This is a genomic window from Streptomyces sp. NPDC042638 (assembly GCF_040647235.1).
Lineage (GTDB): Bacteria > Actinomycetota > Actinomycetes > Streptomycetales > Streptomycetaceae > Streptomyces > Streptomyces rameus.
This window is the reverse complement of the sequence record NZ_JBEZBT010000016.1, coordinates 112341-131004: the sequence shown is the minus strand read 5'-3', so window position 1 is coordinate 131004 and position 18664 is coordinate 112341. Positions and strand designations below refer to the sequence as shown.

Genomic DNA, 18664 nt, shown 5'->3' with positions numbered 1-18664 from the left:
GTCCGTGACGAATGGAGTCCGTCGTGAGCGCGCTCTTCGAGCCCATCACCCTGCGCGAACTGATCATCCCCAACCGGGTGTGGATGACGCCGATGTGCCAGTACTCGGCGGAACCGGAGGGCCCGCTCGCGGGCGCCCCGCGCGACTGGCACTTCGCGCACTACGCGGCGCGCGCCACCGGCGGCACCGGTCTGATCCTGACGGAGGCCACCGCGGTCGCGCCCGAGGGCCGGATCTCCCCCTACGACCTCGGACTGTGGAACGACACCCAGCTGGAGGCGTTCCGCAGGATCACCCGCTTCCTCACCACCCAGGGCACCGTGCCGGGGATCCAGCTCAGCCACGGGGGCCGCAAGGCGTCCACCGACCGGCCCTGGAAGGGCGGAGCGCCCGTCGGGCCGGATGCGCACGGCTGGCAGCCGCTCGCCCCGAGCGCCGTCGCGTTCGACGAACGCCATCCCGTACCGACCGAACTGACGACAGATCAGATCGCCGAGGTGACAGACCGGTTCGCCGCCGCCGCGCGCCGGGCGCTCGCCGCGGGCTTCGAGGTCGTCGAGGTGCACGGCGCCCACGGCTACCTGATCAACGAGTTCCTCTCCCCGCACTCCAACCACCGCACCGACGCCTACGGCGGCTCGTACGAGAACCGCACCCGGTTCGCCCTGGAGGTCGTGGACGCCGTACGGAAGGTGTGGCCCGCGGACAAGCCCGTGTTCTTCCGCATCTCCGCGACCGACTGGCTGGACGAGGGCGGCTGGACCCCGGACGACACGGTCCGGTTCGCCCGTGACCTGCACGACCACGGCGTGGACCTGCTCGACGTCTCGACCGGCGGGAACGCGGCCGGGGTCAGCATCCCGACCGGACCGGGCTACCAGGTCCCCTTCGCCGCCCGGGTGAAGGCCGAGACCCCGCTGTCGGTCGGCGCCGTCGGCCTGATCACCGAGGCCGGACAGGCCCAGAAGATCCTGGTGAACGGTGAGGCCGACGCGGTGCTGCTCGGCCGCGAGCTGCTGCGCAACCCGTCCTGGGCCCGGCAGGCGGCGCGGGAGCTGGGCGCGGAGGTCCGGGTCCCGGACCAGTACCACCGATCGGTCTGACCCCGGCCCGTCCCCGCGCGCCGGACAACGGCCGGGCGGGCACGCGCCAACACCGCGACTTCCGGGGCGGGCACGCGCCACACGCGCCAACACCGCGACTGCCGGGATCCGCGCGGTGGTGTGTGTCGGGGCGGTGGCCAGACGTCAGCGGTGGTGTCGGCATCGTGCGCCGGCCGTCCGGTGCCGATGTGACCGGGCGGGACTGGTCGGCGCGGTCACGTCGGCAGCAGGCGGCCGACGGTCCGCTCCAGGCGGGGCAGCGTCCGCTGGCCCGCCAGCGCGAGCGCGATCGCGGCCACGACGCCGGCCCAGCCGACCGGGCCGAGCGGGGTGCAGCCGAAGAGGCGGCTGACGCCCGGGGTCTGCACCGCGGCGACCAGGGCGAGGGCCGAGCCCAGGGACGTGATCTGCACCAGCCGGCTGTCGCGCCGGTCCAGCAGGGTCTGCACCAGTTGGGTGCCCACCACCCCGCACAGCGCCATCGTGCTGGAGCGGCGTGCCGTGCCCGGAGTGAAGCGGCCGATCAGCCAGGCGGTGACCGCGCCGAGGCAGGTGGTCAGGGCCCGGTGCCGGATCTGCCGCAGCAGGGGTTCGCCCAGCACCCCGGCGGCCTCCTCCACGTTGGCGAGGTCCGCCTCGCCCTCCTTCTCCGTCACCGCCACCGCCATCGACGGGAACAGGTCGGTGAACAGGTTCACCATGAGCATCTGCCGGGTGGACAGGGGCGCCCGGCCGGACAGCAGCGTCCCGAGGATGCCGAAACCGACCTCGCCCGCGTTGCCGCCGATCAGGATGGCGATCGCGTCGGCCACGCTGTGCCACAGGGCGCGGCCCTCGCCGACCGCGTCGATCAGCACCGTCAGGTCGTCGTCGGTCAGCACGATGTCGGCCGCGTTGCGTGCCGCGGCCGAGCCTCGCGCGTTGATGCCGACGCCGATGTCGGCGGCGCGGATGGCCGCGGCGTCGTTGGCGCCGTCGCCGACCATGCCGACGACCCGGCCCGCGTCCCGCAGTGCCTCCACGACCTGGAGCTTCTGCTCGGGTGCCACCCGGGCCACCACGCCCGCGTCGCGCAGCATCCGGGCCCGGGCCGCGCGGTCCGCGGCGGCCAGCTCGTCGCCGGTGACCACCACGGTGTCCTCGGGCCAGCCCAGGTCGGCGGCGATGGCCCGCGCTGTCTGCGGATGGTCGCCGGTGAGCATGACCGGTCGTACGCCTGCCCCGTTCAGCCCGCTCACCAGCGCCGTGGAGGTCTCGCGCGGTACGTCGGACAGCGCCAGCAGGCCCGTGAACTCCAGGTTCTCCAGCGGTCGTTCGAGGGCGTCGGACTCCTGCTCGCCCTTGCCGAGCCGCCGTTCGGCCACCGCCAGCACCCGCAGGCCGCTCCCGGCGAGCCGGTGGGCGGTGTCGGAGGCGTGCCCCGGCAGCCCGGAGCAGGCGGGCAGCACGGTTTCCGGGGCGCCCTTCACCACGAGCACGGCCGGGCCGTCCCCGCCGCGGCCGACGGCGGCGGAATACCCGCGGGCGGCCTCGAAGGGCAGTTCGGCGAGCTGGGTCCAGTCCGGATCGGGTCCGGCCGCGGCGAGGACGGCCTCGTCGGTGGCGTGCACCGGCCGGTCGGAAGCGCCGCTCATCCGCGGGCAGGCCCGCGCGGCGGCCCGGATCGTCTCCGCGGAGCCGGTGTCGTCCACCCCGTGCACCGTTCCCTCGGCATCGGCGGTACGCACCAGCCGCAGCCGGTTCTCGGTGAGCGTGCCGGTCTTGTCGAAGCAGATGGTGTCCATGCGGCCCAGCGCCTCCAGGGTGCGCGGGGTGCGGACCAGGACACCGCCCCGGCTGAGCCGCCGGGCAGCCGCCAGCTGCGCGACCGTCGCCACCAGCGGCAGCCCTTCCGGTACGGCCGCCACGGCCACCGCCACCCCGCCGCTGACCGCCTCGTGGATCGGCGTGCCGCGCAGCAGTGCCAGGCCGGTCACCGTGGCACCGCCCGCCAGGGTCAGCGGCAGCGCCTTGCGGGTGAGTTCCTGGAGCCTGGCCTGCACACCGGCCGCCGGGGGCGTCCGGGCCGCGAGGTGGACGGCGCGGGCGGCTTCGGTGCGGTCGCCGGTGTCGACCACGACGGCCCGGGCCTCCCCCGCGACCACGGTCGTCCCCTCGAAGACCATGCAGCTCCGGTCGGCCACGGGGGCGTGCGGGGTGGAATCCGTCTGCTTCTGCACCGGCAGCGACTCACCGGTCAGGGCGGACTCGTCCACCTCCAGTCCGTCCTGCCACAGCAGCCGGGCGTCGGCGGGCACCACGTCGTCCGCCTTCAGCTGGATCACATGGCCCGGCCGGAGCCCGCCCGCCTCCACGGTGCGGGTGCCGCCGGACGGTGCCTCGCCCGGGGCCGGCACCAGGCGTGCCTTCTGCTTCTGCTCCGCGACCAGCCCGGACAGCGCGCGTTCGGCCCGCAGTCGCTGGACGCCGCCGACCAGGGCGTTCAGGTCGAGGGCGCCGACGACGAGCAGCGCGTCCACGACGGATCCGAGGATCGCCGACGCCGCCGAACCGACCGCGAGCACCGGGGTCAGCGGGTCCTGGAGCTCGCCGCGGACGGCCCGGCCGAGCCGGTAGGTCCAGCGGGCGGGCGCGGCGGCCGGGTGCCGGGTGACGCCCTTGGCCGTCCTGCGCATCCGGGCGGTCAGGGCGTCCAACGGGCCGGTCTCTTCGACCGGTTCGTGCGCCAGCCGCTCCCGGGCCTGGTCCGGGTCCAGCTCGTGCCAGTGGACCCGGGCGCGCGGGTGCGGGGCGCGGGCCACGGCCACGCCGACCGCGGCCCGTACCCCGGACAGCAGTGCCGACGCGGCACCGATGTCGACCGGCGCGTGCCGCAGCCCGGGCAGCACGGACCGGCGGCCCTGTCCGCCGCCGGACTCGCCGACGGCCACGAGCAGCCCGGACAGCGCGGCGCCGGAGCGGGCCAGCGTCTGGGCGCGGTGGCCGACCCTGCGGGCGGCCGGGATCGCGGTCAGCACCCGCCACACGTCGGGCAGGCCGTGCAGGGCCAGGATGTCGGCGCCCCAGGCGACCGCGCCGTCCCGGTCGGTCAGGGCGACCGCGATATCGGCGGCGCGCAGGGCGGCCAGGACGTCGTGGTCGTCGGCTCCGCGCACCCGGGCGACCACCAGCACGGAGCCCTCGTCGGCGCGCGCCTCGTACACGACGTCGTCCAGCGGCCGGCGGGCGTCGACGAGCTGGTCGGCCAGGCCGGTGAAGTCCTCCAGGGCCGGATCGTCCACGAGGACGACCCGCAGCCCGGCGCGGCGGGCCGCGTCGAGGACGGGCTCCGCCCACGGGTCGGCCTCGCCGTCCCGGGTGCGCAGCGCGCTGGGATGCAGGACGACCGTGCCGGTCATCTCCAGCTGGCGCAGCCGCTCCGGATCGCGCACCAGCACACCGGTGCGGGCCAGCGCGGCGCCGAGTACGGCGTGGAAGGCGGCGGGACCGTAGCGGGCGGCCTTCGGGGAGCCGGCCAGCACCGCTTCCGCCGCCTCGGCCCCGTCGTGCTTGACCAGGAGGGTGGCCGCGGCGCCGAGCACACTGCCGGCGGAGGCGTGGGCGGCGTACTGCTGGGCCGGCGAGACGTGCAGCGGCGGGCGGGGTGGCCCGTCCGCGGCGATGCTGATCCGGTCGGGAGCGCACAACTGGTCGTGCACCGCGTCGAAGGCGGCCGAACGGGCCACCGTGTCGGCCACCTGGCAGGCCCGCAGGGCGCCGTCGAGGACCAGGGAGGTGGGGGTCTGCCCGACGCCGTGCGCGACGGCGTTCGCACAGGCCAGCGCGAAGTCCATCGAGGTGTCGCCGAGCCGGGCGCGCAGCCAGCCGCGGAAGCGCGGATTCTCCCGCAGCAGGGTCACCACCGCGGTCACCACCCGCGGCGAGGGCGGCAGCCGCAGCGTGTACGCGGTCAGCGCGACGGCGATCCCGGCGCCGTCGGCGGCGAGCGTGGCCGCCGCGGCGCGTACCCCGGCCGGGTCGGCCGGGTGCGTGGTCTCCTCCTCGTCCGGGGCCGACAGTACGAGTCCGTGCCGTTCGGCCAGGTCGGCCGCGTGGTCCAGGACCCGGTCGGTGGCCTCCTCGGCGGTCGCGGTCACCACCAGGCGGGCGAGCCCCTCGTCCCAGTAGGCGAGGAGCACGTCGGGATGCTCTGCCAGCGCCCGGGCCACCCGGCGTGCCAGGTGCGCGGTGCCGCCCGCGTGCCGCGCCTGGTCCGGCTCCACGGGGCGTACGGCCAGGTGGGCACGGGCGCCGGAGCGCCAGTGGTCGCCGGCGCCGGGCAGCGCGTTGCGGGCCACCCGCGCGACCCGCGCCGCGGCGTCCGCACCGCGCACGCCGGCGCGCGCCGTTCCGGCGGCGGCACCGGCGGCCATTCCGACCGCCGGTGCCGCCGCCCGCGCGAGCAGGCGGGGTGCCGCGGGCAGCAGGCGGGCGGCGGCCGCAGGCGCCGTCAGCAGACCGGGCAACGTGGCCTCCTACAGAGTGGTGCGTTCGGGCCGGGCGGTCGGCCCGAGGGGACCGGAGGACGTCTTGGCCGCCGACGCCCTGACCCCGTGGGCGGACTCCGGCGGGCTGGGCTCCTGCGCGTGACCGTGCCCCTTGTGCTTGTGGCCGTGCCCGGAGTGCTTGGCGCCCGCGGCCGTGCCGGTGACGGCGGGCCCGGCCGCCCGGTCGTCTCCGTGGCCGCCGCGGCCCTCGGGACCGGCGCCGGAGCGGAGGGCCGCGGCGGCCAGGTCGTGTGCGGCCTCGGGGCCCTGCGCCTCCGCGCTCCGGCCGGGCCGGGGCTGGGTGAGCCAGGCCACCGCCGCGCCGGTGACCGCCACGGGCCACTCCACGACACCCGCCGCGCCGAGCAGTCCGGCACCGGCGTACACCGCCATGCGCCGTCCGCGGGGTGAGACCGCGCCTACCTTGTCCAGTGTTTCCTTCGCAGCCCTGTTCACCGTCCCGGTGCCGGGCACCCTGCGCAGTACCGAGGCCGCGCCGCGCAGGGGCGCCGTGAGGGCTGACGAGGACTTCTGCTCAGCCATGACTCTCCTCGGGTGAGTTCGCCGTACGTGGCCACCGAGTTCCCACGACGGTGCTGGTCATCCCCCTTTCCGGGGGCACGCCCGTACTTACCAGGGAACGTCACGGCTCACCGCGGCGCCACCCGCCCCGCGCCCGGTCGCGGGCCTCGGTCACGCCTCGGTGGTCTTCCTGCGCCACTTCCCGGACAGGACGAGGTGGGCGGCGACGCCGAAGACGAGGCCCCAGAAGGCGGAGCCGATGCCGAGGAGGGTGACACCGGAGGCGGTGGCGAGGAACGTGATCAGTGCGGCCTCGCGGTCCTTCTCCTCCTTGACCGCGCCGGTGATGCCGCCGGCGAGCGCCCCGAACAGGGCGACACCGGCGATGGCGGCGACCAGTTCCTCGGGCAGGCCGGCGAAGAAGGCCACCAGCGTGGAGCCGAAGGCACCGATCAGCAGGTAGAAGGCACCGCACGAGACACCGGCCACGTAGCGCCGGCGCGGATCGGCGTGCGACTCCGGGCCGGTGCAGATCGCGGCGGTGATCGCGGCCAGGTTGATCGCGTGCGATCCGAAGGGGGCGAGCGCGGTGGACGCCAGTCCGGTCGTGCCGATGAGCAGCCGGTCCTCGGGCTGGTAGCCGGAGGCGGTGAGCACCGCCATGCCGGGGGCGTTCTGCGAGGCGAGCGTGGCCAGGATCATCGGTACGGCGATGCCGATGAGGGAGGCGACGGAGAAGTGCGGGGTGGTGAGCACCGGCCGGGCCAGCTCGATCCTGTCCACGTGGACGTGCAGCCGTGAGGTGGCCGCGCTGCCGGCGACCCCCACGGCGAGTGCGATCAGCACAGCGTACCGGGGCAGCAGTCGCTTGGCCAGCAGGTAGGCCAGCAGCACGGATCCGGCGATGAGCGGCGCCGTCTTCAGCGAGGTGAAGACATGGGTGCCGAAGCTGAACAGGATGCCCGCCAGCATCGCCGAGACGACGGCCGTCGGCACCTGGCGCATCAGCCGGCCGAACACCCCCGTCAGCCCGATCAGCGTGATGACGGCGCCGGTGATGAGGAACGCGCCGACGGCCTCGGCGTAGGAGTAGGCGCCGAGGCTCGTGACCAGCAGTGCCGCCCCCGGCGTCGACCAGGCGGTGATGACCGGCGTACGGGTGCGCAGGCTCAGCCCGATGCAGGTCAGGCCGCTGCCGACGGAGATGGCCCATACCCAGGAGCTGGTCTGCGCGGTGTCGAGGTGTCCGGCCGAGGCCGCCGAGAGCACGATGACCAGCGGCCCGGAGTAGGACACGACGACCGCCACGAAGCCCGCCAGCACGGCGGACAGCGACGCGTCGCGCAGCAGCCGGGGCCTGTTCTCCGCGGCCGGTCCACCGGCGGGCTCCGGTCCTCCCGGCCGCCGCGGTACCGGGCGGCCGGGAGGGGAGGACGGCGCGGCGGTGTGCGCCGCGCCCGAGGGGGTGTCCGTGTCGGGGGGCTCGGGAGTCAACTGTCTTCCTTCGCAGCCCTTTCGAGGGCCTGTTCGAGATCGGCGACGAGATCGGCCGGGCTCTCCAGGCCGATGGAGAGGCGGACCATGTCCTTCGGTGCGGTGCTGCCCGGCCCCTCGAAGGTGTAGCGGTGTTCGATGAGACTTTCCACGCCGCCCAGCGAGGTGGCGGGGATGAAGAGCCGGCACCTCTGGGCGACGCGCAGCGAGCGCCGCGGGTCCCCGGCGACGTGGAGGGAGAGCATCCCGCTGAATCCGCCGGCCATCTGGCGGGCGGCGACCTCGTGCCCGGGGTCGGAGGGCAGACCCGGATAGGCGACCCGGCTCACCAGCGGGTGTCCGGCGAAGTGCTCGGCGAGGGCCTGGGCGGTGGCCGATATCTGCCGCATGCGCGGGAACAGCGTGCGTATGCCGCGCATCAGCAGGTAGGTCTCCAGGGGGCCGAGCAGCGGGCCGGTCAGCCTGCGGTGGAGCCGGAGCCGCTCCCAGAGCGTCTCGCGGGCCTCGGTCCGATCCGGGGCCAGCACGAGGAAGCCGGCGACGACGTCGGTGTGCCCGTTGAGGTACTTGGTGCCCGAGTGCATGATCACGTCGGCGCCGAGGCCGAACGGGCGGCTGTGCACCGGAGTCGGGACCGTGTTGTCGACACCGAGGAGCGCACCGGCGCGGTGGGCGATCTCACCGACGGCCGCGACGTCGGTGACCGTCCAGGTGGGGTTGGCCGGGCTTTCCACCCACACCAGGGCGGTGGGGGCGGCGGCGACGGCCGCGGACACGGCCTGGAGGTCGTCCATGGCCACCTGTACGACCTCCAGGCCGCGCTGCGGCCCGAATTCCGTCAGCCACTTGGTCAGGCCGAAGTACATGGTCCGCGGTACGACGACCCGGGAGCCGCCGGGCAGCACCTGGAACACCGCGGTGGCCGCCGCCATGCCGGAGGAGAACACCAGGGCCTGTGAGCCGCCCTCCAGGCCCGCGACCACGTTCTCGACCTGCTCGTAGCCGGGGCTGCCCTGGTCCCGCAGGTACGCCAGGCCGCCGGGCAGCCGGTACTCGGCGTCCCTGGCGTAGGTCGCGGCGAAGCTGACGGGCGGCGGTACGGCTCCCGTCGCCGGACCGCGCCAGCCGTCGCCCTGCGCGGCCCGTGTCTCGGCCCGGAACTCCGTCGTCCAGGGCGTGAACTTCTCGCTGTTGGTCATCGCTTCCTCGTGATCACTGACGGCAGGGAGGTGCTCAGGGCGAGTTCCGCGTCCATCAGGGCGCGGGACGGCATGCCCGGAGAGGGGACGTAGTGGTTGTAGTAGCTGGAGCCCTCGGTGTGCGGGCCGAGGAAGAACAGCCGCGGCTGGGTGTTCCCGGCGCGGTCGACCCCCTGGCCTTCCCGGGTGACCTCCAGGCCGTGCGCGGGGCCGCCGCGGGAGCCGAGGGTCCGGACCCGGCCGGCGCCCGTGAGGGTGCCGAGCAGGGAACCGGGGACGCGCTCGGGGGCGGGCTCGCGGACGTGGGCGTGCACCACGTGGTCGACCTCGGCGGAGGCGGGCCGCAGCAGGGCGGTGGACTCCAGCTTCCAGGGGCCTTGGCCCGCCGGGGCGATGACCTTCGGCCGCGGGCCGGGGCCGAGCCGGACGACGCCCGCCTCGACGAGGGCCAGCAGCTCGGCCGAGCGGTCCAGCTGGGGTCCGATGACCAGCCGGTTGACGGTGGTGTCGAACTCGCCGAAGAACCCGGCCAGGGAGGCGTCGTCGAGACCGGGCGGGTCCACGACCGTCCGCAGTACGTCGCGGTGGTCCCGCAGGACCTCCAGCGCCTCCTTCAGGGGGCTGACGCCGAGCCCCGCCCGGGCCTCCACCAGGTCCGCCTCCACCGCGCCGGTGAACCAGCGGGCGTACTCGGCGTGGTCGGCCCACTGTCGTCCGGCCGGGGCCGGGGAGAGTACGCCGTCCAGGGGGGCCGGCCCCCAGCGGGCGCGGCACTCCGCGAGCAGCGTCCCGTACCCGTCCGCCAGGACGCGTTCGGCGAACTCGCGGCCCGCGGTCGCCGCGTCACCGCACTCGCGGGCCAGCACGGTGCGGTGGTAGGCGAGTTCCATCTCCGCCTCGATCAGCGGCAGCACGTCCTCGGCGAAGCGCAGGCGGCCGTCGGCGCGCCGTCGGCGCAGCCGCGCGACGGCGTCGGCCGTCAGGGCGAGCGGCGCGAACCTCGTCCGGTCCGGGGCCAGGTACGGCCGGCTGCGCGAGGGCAGGCCCGAGCGGTTGGCCAGGACGATCCTGGGCTCACGCCCGCTCGGTACGTACCGCGGTCCCGACGGGTGCGGCTCGTGCCGGCCGCCGCGGCCCAGGGTCAGGCTCGCGAGGACGTCCATGCCGGTGAGGCCCATGCCGAGGACGGCGACGCGCTCGCCCGGGGCGATGTGGTCGAGCACCTCGGGCAGCGGGTAGGGGCGGGTGACCAGCCGCGGTTCGGCGGCCGGGGCGGCCGGACGGTACAGGGAGTGGTGACCGACGGTGACGAACACGGCGTCGGCGTCGACCAGGGCGCCGTCGGCGAGTTCCACCACCTCCGAGCCGTCGGGACCGGGCCGCACGTCGACCGCCTCGCAGCGGTGCGCGACGACCGTCAGGCAGTCGGGCGCGGCGGCGAGGATCTCACCGGCGGCCCAGGCGAGGTACTCGCTGAGCAGCCTGCGGGGCAGGAAGTCGTTCGGACGGATGCGGCGGCCCTCGCCGGCCCGGACGCTGTGGCCGTCGTCGGCGAGGCGCAGGTCGCGCTCCTGGCACCACTCGGCGAGGGAGGGGCCGGACAGCGGTGCGGGACCGGCGACCATCCGTTCGTCCGCGAAGGCCGTCAGCTGGGAGCAGACGGTGTTGAGCAGCAGGTGGTCGGGCTGGTCGGCCGTGTGGAACCCGGGCCCGAAGGGACGCGGGTCCACCAGGTGCACGGTCAGCGGCGCGGGCCGGGTGAGACTGTGGGCGACCAGACGTTCCAGGAGCCCGAGGCCCCGGGAGCCCAGGCCGATGATCGCCACGCTCGCCGCGGAGGCTCGTATCGGGGTCACCACCGGCGTGTCTCCCCGAAGAAGTCGGGGATCTCGATGGCCGTACCGTCGCGGCGCGCCTGTTCCAGGACGAAGGCGCCGACCGCGAGGTCCAGCACGCCGAGGCCGAACGGCGAGAAGATCACCGGGCGTCCGCCGTCGGGCGTCACCTCGCCGTTCAGTACGCCGGCGAGGGTTCCGGTGACGAAGTCACGGGAGCCGGTGGCCTGTTCGGCGAGGTGTGGTGAGGTGTCGGCCTTCAGGCAGTGGTCGACGTCGTCCAGGATGTTCTGCGCCGCCAGTATCACTTCCGGGGCCAGGTCGCGCAGTGAGATGTGCAGGACGAGCTGGCCGGCCCGGAACGGCGTGGTGACGTACGGCTTCAGCGCCGTGGTCGCGAACACGACGGTGTCGGCGGCGAGGGCCTCGGCGAGGTCCGTGGTGAAGGAGGCGGGCACCTGCTGGGTGGTGTGCAGGTGCTCGGCCAGGGCCTGGCCGGAGGGCTCGTGCAGGTCGTGGACGAGGTAGGCGTCGGGGACGCAGTCGGCTGCGTGCAGGTAGTCGCAGATGTTGCGGGCGATGACGCCGGCGCCCACGACCGCGATTCTCTTCCCCCGGTGTCCCTCCGGGCGCAGCGTGGCGGCGGCCACGGCCGCGGAGGCGGCGGTGCGGGCGGAGCTGATGGTGGCGGCTTCCAGGCATGCCACGGGGTAGCCGGTCTCGTAGTCGTTCAGGACGAGCACGGCGGAGGCGCGGGGTGCCCCGGACCGCGTGTTGTCCGGGAAGCTCGCGATCCACTTGATACCGGCGACGCCGGCCTCGGGACCGAGGAAGGCGGGCAGGGCGATGATGCGGGAGTCCGGCTTCTGCGGGAACCGCAGGAAGTAGCTGTCGGGATTGACGGTCTTTCCGGCCTCGTGAATGCGGTAGGTCCGGCGCACGAGGTCCAGGACTTCGCGACGGCTGTCGTGCAGCACCTCGCGCACGCTGCCGCCGGCGACTATTTCAAATTTGAACACTTTTCGTTTCCCCCGGCTCGGGGTGCACCCGAGCATTGTTCTGTTCGTCGTCGGTCTTCACTGATGGTCCGTCAGTGAAGTTCGGGCCAGTTCTCGGCCACCCAGGAATCGTCGTAGATCGTGCTCAGATAGCGGTCGCCGAAGTCGGGTGAGATCGCCACGACGACACTTCCGTCCGGAATCCTCTTGGCCGTGCTCTGCACCGCGCTGAGCACCGTTCCCGTGGATCCGCCGAGCAGCAGGCCGCGTTCGCTGGCGAGGACGCGGCACATGGCAACGGCTTCCGCCTCGGATACCAGCACGACTTCGTCGACCAGTGTCTCGTCGAGTATTTCCGGCCGCCGGCTGGCCCCGAGACCGGGAATGTGACGGCGGGCGGGCCGGCCCCCGAAAGTCACCGATCCCACACTGTCGACGGCGATGATCCGCGTGCCGGGACTGTGGCGGCGGAAGAACTCCGCGCATCCCATCAGCGTCCCGGTGGTGCCGGCGCCGACGAACACGTAGTCGACCCGGCCCAGCGCCTCGGAGATGGACCGTCCCGTCCGCTCCCGGTGCGCCCGGGGTCCCGCCGGATTGGCGTACTGGTTGAGCCAGTGCAGGTCGGACTCCCGGCGCAGGCGCTGCTGGATGTAGTCGATGCGGGACTGCAGAAAGCCGCTGTTGCCGTCCCTGACGGTCACCACCACGACCTCGGCGCCGAGGGCCTCCATCAGGCGGACCGTCTGCGGGTTGGCGTTGGGGTCGGTGACGCAGGTGAGGGGGTAGCCCTTGGCGGCGCAGACCATCGCCAGGGCGACTCCCAGGTTTCCCGAGGTCGATTCGATGAGCCGGGTCCGCGGAAAGCGGCACCCGGAGGCCTCGGCTTCTTCCACGAGGGCCACCGCGGTCTTCAGTTTCACCGAGCCCGCGGGATTGAGGCCCTCGATCTTGAGGAAGACGGAACTTCCCGGAACCAGTTGATGGAGCTGGACGAACAAGTCGTCCAGCACAAGGTCGTACACTTCTTCCGCTATCACCAGAGTCCAAACCGTAGAAATGGGCACGCGCGGCGTGGTCAGCGCCGCAGCAGATGGTGCCCATCGGGCTTGCCGGTCGGTGCGCAACTTTCAGCGCACGCTACGCAGAAGGGACTTCTTTCCCCCGTCCCCCGTGTATCGCTGTATCCCCCAGTCATTCGTCGCGATGATGCCACTCTGACATGTCACGACTTCCAGGACAAGCAAAGTCTTGTCAACGGCGGTGCACGATCCGAGGGTTGACCCTTTGAAGGGACTCTTTGCAGGCCTCGGCCCCGGCTCATTACCTCTGTTCCGACGCGCCCAGGGCCGTGCTCAGTTCCCGCCGATAGCCGGCGTACGCCGTTCGCAGCGCCTCTCCCGGCCAGTCGGGGGGCAGCAACGCGGACGGCAGGACCGGGTCGGTGAGCAGATGGCGCACGGCCGCCGCGTAGGCGGTGAGCCGGTCGGCCGGATGTCCGGCCGCGCTCGCGTGGTCGAGCAGAGAGCGGGCCGTGGCCGCCCAGCCGGCCAGCGGCCAGAGGCGGTCGGCCAGTTCACCCGGGGGGTCGTCGGGGCGGGCCGTGTACGTCAGGGCCACCCGGCGCAGGGCTGCCGGCAGCGGCCGGTCGAGGTTGGCCGGGCGCAGCCACACGCCCTCGCGGAGTTCCGCCATGCGCAGGGCGGTGAGCCGGGCGCGCAGGTCGGCGCGTTCGGCGGGGCCGCGGCCGGTGGCCGTGATCACCACCATCTCCCAGTCGCCGTCCCACGCGCGCGTGCGCGGGTGCACGGCGTCGTCCTGGCGGCGCTGCCGGGCCAGCAGCCGGTCGCTGAGCCGGTAGACGGCGTCCGCGCGCCGGAGGTCCCCCGCGGACACCATCCGGCTCAGCGCGGCCCGCAGTGTGGAGCCGCCGACCCCGAACGGCTCCACCAGCCGGACCAGGTCCTTCACCGGCAACTCGGGCGGGTGCACGCCGAGGAGCAGGCTCAGCACGACCGACCGGGCGGACAGGGGTCGCAGGCCTGCCGGATCCGGCTCCGCCGAGACGTTCATGCGCATGGCCCCGTACTGTACGTGCGCCTTCCTGTTGCATCATTGCTACAGCCGCAGGGAGAGTGCAACATGCTTGTATGGTCCCGATTCCCGCGCAGTCGCCGCTGCCGCCGCAGCCCTCGCAGCCGTACGCCACGCACGACGTCACCAACCAGGCCCCGCCGCTCGCCCCGTACGACGCCTCCGACGACCCGGCCCTGCTGGAGGGGCTGCGCCGGGAGGGCGCCGGGTGGGCCGAGGACGGTCTCCGGCGGCTGGGGGCCCGGGCCGGCAGCGCGGAGGCCCAGGAATGGGGCGAGCAGGCGAACCGGTACGAGCCGGTGCTGCGCACCCACGACCGCTACGGCCACCGCGTCGACGAGGTGGACTTCCACCCCAGCTGGCACCACCTGATGCGGACGGCGGTCACCGAGGGCCTGGCCGGAACGCCGTGGGCCGACGACCGGCCGGGCGCGCACGTGGCCCGGTCCGCGGGCGGCCTGGTCTGGGGACACACGGAGGCCGGGCACGGCTGCCCGACGTCGATGACCTACGCCGCCGTACCCGCCCTGCGCGCACAGCCGGATCTGGCCAAGGTCTACGAGCCGCTGCTCACCAGCCGGGAGTACGACCCCGTACTGCGTGTCCCCACCGAGAAGCCCGGGCTGCTCGCCGGGATGGGCATGACCGAGAAGCAGGGCGGCTCCGACGTCCGGACGAACACCACCACGGCCACGCCCACCGGCGAGCCGGGCGTGTACACGCTGCGCGGGCACAAGTGGTTCACGTCGGCGCCGATGTGCGACGTCTTCCTGGTGCTCGCGCAGGCCCCGGGCGGGCTGTCGTGCTTCCTGGTGCCGCGGATCCTGCCGGACGGCACCCGCAACACCTTCCGTATCCAGCGGCTGAAGGACAAGCTGGGCAACCGGTCCAACGCCTCCTCGGAGCCGGAGTTCGACCGGACGGTCGCCTGGCTGGTGGGACCGGAGGGGCGGGGCGTGAAGACCATCATCGAGATGGTCAACTGCACCCGGCTGGACTGTGTGATGTCCTCGGCGGCCCTGATGCGCAAGACGCTGGTCGAGGCGGGTCACCATGCCCGGCACCGCAGCGCGTTCGGCGCCCGGCTCGTCGACCAGCCGCTGATGCGCAACGTCCTGGCCGATCTCGCGCTGGAGTCGGAGGCGGCGACGACGCTCACGCTGCGACTGGCCGGCGCGGCGGACCGCGCGGTGCGCGGGGACGCCGGGGAGCGGGCCTTCCGGCGCATCGCCACCGCCGCGGGCAAGTACTGGGTCACCAAGCGGGGTCCGGCCTTCACCGCCGAGGCCCTGGAGTGCCTGGGCGGCAACGGGTACGTCGAGGACTCCGGCATGCCCCGGCACTACCGGGAGGCCCCGCTGCTGTCGATCTGGGAGGGGTCCGGGAACGTCAACGCGCTCGACGTGCTGCGCGCCCTCGGCCGCGAACCCGACAGCGCCGACGCCCTGTTCGCCGAACTGGCCCTCGCGCGCGGGGCCGACGCCCGCCTCGACACGGCCGCCGCCGCGCTCAAGGACGAGTTGGCCGAAACCGATCAGGTGGGCGCCCGCCGGCTGGTCGAGCGGATGGCCCTCGCGCTTCAGGCGTCGCTGCTCGTGCGGCACGCTCCGCACCCGGTCGCGGACGCCTTCTGCGCGACCCGGCTGGGCGGCGACTGGGGCCGTTCGTTCGGCACCCTGCCCGCCGGAACCGGGCTCGACGCCATCCTGGAGCGCGCCCTGCCCGGCCGGAACTGACCCCTCCCCGCGCGCGTGCGGCCGACCGCCTCCCCATGGCCGGTGACCGCCGACGGATCGCACACAGTCAGCACGTGGATTCGGACCGTTGTCAGTGCCGTGGTGCACACTCGCGATCAGGTGGGACTCGCCTGGGGAGGACAACGTGTTCACGGGGATCGACGAGGTCGACTGGGACTCGCTGCGGCACGCGCACGGCAGCGCGGAGGACGTGCCCGGGTGGTTGCGCGCCCTGGCGTCCGCGGACACCGCCGAGCGGGCGACCGCGCTCGACGGGATGTACGGCGCGCTGCACCACGAGGGAAGGGTGTACGACTCGACGCTGGCCTGCGTTCCCTTCCTGTTCGCGCTGGCGGCCCGCGAGGAGGTCGCGGACCGGGGCTGCATCGTGGAACTGCTGGTCAGCATCGGCGGCGGGAGCGGCGAGGACGGGCAGCGGGACCGGCGGGCGTGGGAGGCGGTGCGCGCGGGTGCCGGGGTGTTCGCCGCGCTCGCCGGGGACCCGGACCCGGCCGTGCGCCGGGCGGCGGCCGGGGCTCTGGTCCGCTTCCTGGACGATCCCCCGCGGGTGCTGGAGCTGCTGCGGCGGTGGCTGCCGGCCGAGCGGGACGACTCCGTCCTGGCCGCCCTCACGGAGGCGCTCGGCCTGTTCGTGCAGCGGTACCCCGCGCACGCGGACGGGGCGTTGGACCTCCTGGCCGAACAGAGCGCGCCGCCGTACGCGCCGGGGCGGCGGCTGGCGGCGCTCGGCCAGCTCGCGCTCCGCGCGCCCGGCCGGCTCCCCGCCGACCTGGTGCCGGCGGCGGTGCGACTGCTGCACCAGCGGTCCGCGCAGCGCCTCCCGGCCCGGGAGTTCTCCGGCACGGACACCCTGGTGCGCCGGATTCGGCGGCTGCGGCCCTCCGACGAGCAGGGCGCCGCGCTGCTGCGGACCCTGCACGGCGCGCTCGGTGACCGGGTGGACGACCGGATCGCCCTGCTCGTCGGTCAGTTGACCAGCCCGGACCCGGTGGACCGGTGCAATGCCGTGTGGATGTCGGCGGGGCTGTTCCGCGGCTGGCGCGGCGCGTACGACGGACCGGTACGGCTGCTCGGCGCCCAACTGCGCACCGACCAGGACCGGTTACGGGACGCGGCCGTCTCGGTCCTGGCCGAGCTGCACGCGCTGGCCAGACCGGCCGCGGACGAGCTGCACGCGCTCGTGGCCGCCCGGCCCGACCTGTGGACGCACCGCTGGGAGCGCTCCTCGCCCACGCTGGGCGGCCCGCTCAAGGCACTGGCCAGGAGCGGCGATCCCCGCGCGGTCCCGCCCCTGGCCCAGCTTCTGGCCGGCCCGGCGGCGCCCGCCGGGCTGGGCTTCGAAGTCGCACACCTCGGCCGGGCCGCGGCTGCGCTGGCCCCCGCCCTGCGGCACCGCCTCGGCCGGATCCCGCTCGCCTCCCCCGGCGCCGCCCGGCTCGCCATCCCGCTGCTCACCGCGATCAGGGCCGTCGGCGACCGGGAGGCCGTGCCCGAACTGCTGCGGCTGCTCTCGGACGCCCCCGACGGCCCGGGAGCGCGGGAGGAGATCGTCGGCCAGGTGATCGAGACACTGGCGGAGCTGGGCGCCGCCGCACAGGCGGCACCGCTCCTGCGCCCGCTGCTGCGCACCCGCCACGCGGCCGTCGCGGCGGGCACGCTGTGGTCGGCGGACGGGGACGCCTCGGCCGTACTCCCGGTTCTGCGGGGTGAGTTGACGCGGGCCGACCCGGGCCTGCGCCGCAGCGCCGCACGGCAGCTCGGCAGGCTGGGCCCGGCCGCGCGCGGCGCGCTGCCCGAGCTGCGCCGGCTCGCCCGGTCGGGACCGGCCCGGGAACGCATACCGGCCGCCTGCGCGCTGTGGCGCATCACCGGGGATCCGGACCCGGTCCGGCCCCTGTTCCGGGCCGCGTGGACGGCGGACGCGCGCACGCGGCCGGCCATAGCCCGCTGCCTGACCGCGATGGGCCCGGCCGCGGCGCCGCTACGCGACCTGATCACCGAGGAACTGACCCGCCCCCGCCGGCACACGGCCCACGAGGGCGCGTTCGGCAGCCACGACATCCCCGACGACGAGGAACTGCTGCGCACCTGCCGGGAGGTGCTGGCAGGGCTGTAGCCGGGGACGGCCGCGTACTCGGCCGCGCCCCGGCCTCCCCCACCGCCGGGGAACGCGCCGGCGACGGAGGAGATCTCGCCGGGCCACCGGGACGCGGTGCCAGACGACGCGTCCCGACTGCGGGCCGAGGCGGGGCCTCCCGCTGCAGCATCCCTGGTGGCTGGCCCCCGTCGTGACGACCGGTGGCGGCGACGGCAGGCACGGAGGGCGGCGAAGCCGACGGCCGACGGGTCGCAGGGGACGGCACGGACACGCGGAGGCGGTGTCAGACCATGCGTCCCCACTGCGGACGGCACGGGCGCGCGGAGGCGGTGTCAGACCATGCGTCCCCACTGCGGGCCGAGGCGGGACCACTCCGTGTCCCAGGCGTCCATGCGCCGGCGTTCCAGGCGGCCCCGTACCGCCAGGCCGCCGACGAAGGGGACGGCCGCGGCGCTCACTCCGACCAGGATGCCTATCAGGGCGGCCCGGAAGGCCGCCTCCGAGGCGGTGGTGGGCCGGGAGGCGAGCCGGCCCCGCGGGTCGGTCCAGACGGTGAGCGGCGTACCGGGCTCGCTGCCGGCCGCCACCCGGACCTGGCCGGTGCGGGCGGAGCTGTCGGCAGCCGTCCAACGGACCGTGGCCCGGACCCGCTCACCGGCGGAGGCATGACTGTTCTGTGCAGGGGACGATCCGGGGACCAGCGCGACCACGCGGGCCACGGCGGGCCGCCGGTCGGCCCGCTCCCTGGCGAGTCCGTGCTCCACCGACCGGGTCGCCGTGAGGCCCGCCAGCACACCGGCCAGGACCGTCAGCAGGCAGGCACCGAGCACCACCCAGGCCTCCACCACGTCGGCCCGGCGCTTGAGCGGATTGCGCCGCCAGCGCCACAGCCACACCTTCGGACCACGGAACGCCTTCAAGGGCATCCTCCTCACGAGCGCACCGACCGGCCGGAGCGCCCTCCCATACGGGAGAGTCCGCTCCGTTGCTCACGACGAGCCGTCCCCCAGACGGTGGCACGAGACACCCCTCTCGCGC

12 protein-coding genes are annotated in these 18664 nt (G+C 74.6%); 3 read left to right on the top strand and 9 right to left on the bottom strand.

All coding sequences use genetic code 11. From position 1 onward, the window contains the following. Positions 1-23 precede the first annotated feature (23 nt). Positions 24-1103 (top strand): NADH:flavin oxidoreductase/NADH oxidase, encoded by a 1080-nt coding sequence (locus tag AB0B40_RS16110; RefSeq protein WP_362264141.1) that lies wholly within the window; start codon positions 24-26, stop codon positions 1101-1103. Between the two features lie 215 nt (positions 1104-1318). On the opposite strand, the gene AB0B40_RS16105 is transcribed toward AB0B40_RS16110, so the two are convergent. From AB0B40_RS16105 to AB0B40_RS16070, 8 genes are all read right to left on the bottom strand, one after another. Beyond that, complete coding sequence (locus AB0B40_RS16105) at positions 1319-5608, bottom strand: cation-translocating P-type ATPase (RefSeq protein WP_362264140.1); 4290 nt, start codon at positions 5606-5608, stop codon at positions 1319-1321. Positions 5609-5617: 9 nt separating this feature from the next. Further along, positions 5618-6172, bottom strand: a complete 555-nt coding sequence (locus AB0B40_RS16100) for a hypothetical protein (protein WP_362264139.1) — start codon at positions 6170-6172, stop codon at positions 5618-5620. Between the two features lie 150 nt (positions 6173-6322). Next, a complete protein-coding gene (locus tag AB0B40_RS16095; RefSeq protein ID WP_345054811.1) occupies positions 6323-7501 on the bottom strand; it encodes a benzoate/H(+) symporter BenE family transporter in 1179 nt (392 codons plus the stop codon). A gap of 140 nt (positions 7502-7641) precedes the next feature. Then, positions 7642-8844 carry a PLP-dependent aspartate aminotransferase family protein gene (locus AB0B40_RS16090; RefSeq protein WP_362264138.1) on the bottom strand — a complete coding sequence of 401 codons (1203 nt, stop codon included), beginning with the start codon at positions 8842-8844 and terminating at the stop codon, positions 7642-7644. Then, positions 8841-10700, bottom strand: coding sequence for an FAD/NAD(P)-binding protein (locus AB0B40_RS16085; protein WP_345054796.1), 1860 nt, complete (start codon positions 10698-10700; stop codon positions 8841-8843). Before AB0B40_RS16085 ends, AB0B40_RS16090 begins: the two co-directional genes overlap by 4 nt. After that, a complete protein-coding gene (gene sbnB / locus AB0B40_RS16080; RefSeq protein WP_362264137.1) occupies positions 10697-11698 on the bottom strand; it encodes a 2,3-diaminopropionate biosynthesis protein SbnB in 1002 nt (333 codons plus the stop codon). Before sbnB ends, AB0B40_RS16085 begins: the two co-directional genes overlap by 4 nt. A 71-nt stretch (positions 11699-11769) precedes the next feature. Beyond that, entirely contained in the window at positions 11770-12702 is a 933-nt protein-coding gene (sbnA, locus tag AB0B40_RS16075) for a 2,3-diaminopropionate biosynthesis protein SbnA (RefSeq protein ID WP_345054808.1), read from the bottom strand. 298 nt (positions 12703-13000) lie between these two features. Then, complete coding sequence (locus AB0B40_RS16070; protein ID WP_362264136.1) at positions 13001-13756, bottom strand: PaaX family transcriptional regulator C-terminal domain-containing protein; 756 nt, start codon at positions 13754-13756, stop codon at positions 13001-13003. Between the two features lie 71 nt (positions 13757-13827). Here AB0B40_RS16070 and AB0B40_RS16065 point away from each other — a divergent pair, with 71 nt between their 5' ends. Then, positions 13828-15507: an acyl-CoA dehydrogenase family protein gene (locus AB0B40_RS16065; RefSeq protein WP_362264135.1), complete on the top strand. Its 1680-nt coding sequence runs from the start codon at positions 13828-13830 to the stop codon at positions 15505-15507. Between the two features lie 145 nt (positions 15508-15652). After that, complete coding sequence (locus tag AB0B40_RS16060) at positions 15653-17644, top strand: HEAT repeat domain-containing protein (RefSeq protein WP_362264134.1); 1992 nt, start codon at positions 15653-15655, stop codon at positions 17642-17644. A 314-nt stretch (positions 17645-17958) separates the two neighbouring features. Here the strand turns inward: AB0B40_RS16060 and AB0B40_RS16055 are convergent, their stop codons facing one another. Beyond that, entirely contained in the window at positions 17959-18552 is a 594-nt protein-coding gene (locus tag AB0B40_RS16055) for a hypothetical protein (RefSeq protein WP_362264133.1), read from the bottom strand. Between the last annotated feature and the right edge of the window lie 112 nt (positions 18553-18664).

Bases quoted from the DNA above. Each gene is read 5' to 3' on its own strand.
- AB0B40_RS16100 (WP_362264139.1), bottom strand. From the start codon at position 6,172: ATGGCTGAGCAGAAGTCCTCGTCAGCCCTCACGGCGCCCCTGCGCGGC.
- AB0B40_RS16090 (WP_362264138.1), bottom strand. From the start codon at position 8,844: ATGACCAACAGCGAGAAGTTCACGCCCTGGACGACGGAGTTCCGGGCC.
- AB0B40_RS16070 (WP_362264136.1), bottom strand. From the start codon at position 13,756: ATGCGCATGAACGTCTCGGCGGAGCCGGATCCGGCAGGCCTGCGACCC.
- AB0B40_RS16065 (WP_362264135.1), top strand. From the start codon at position 13,828: ATGGTCCCGATTCCCGCGCAGTCGCCGCTGCCGCCGCAGCCCTCGCAG.
- AB0B40_RS16055 (WP_362264133.1), bottom strand. From the start codon at position 18,552: ATGCCCTTGAAGGCGTTCCGTGGTCCGAAGGTGTGGCTGTGGCGCTGG.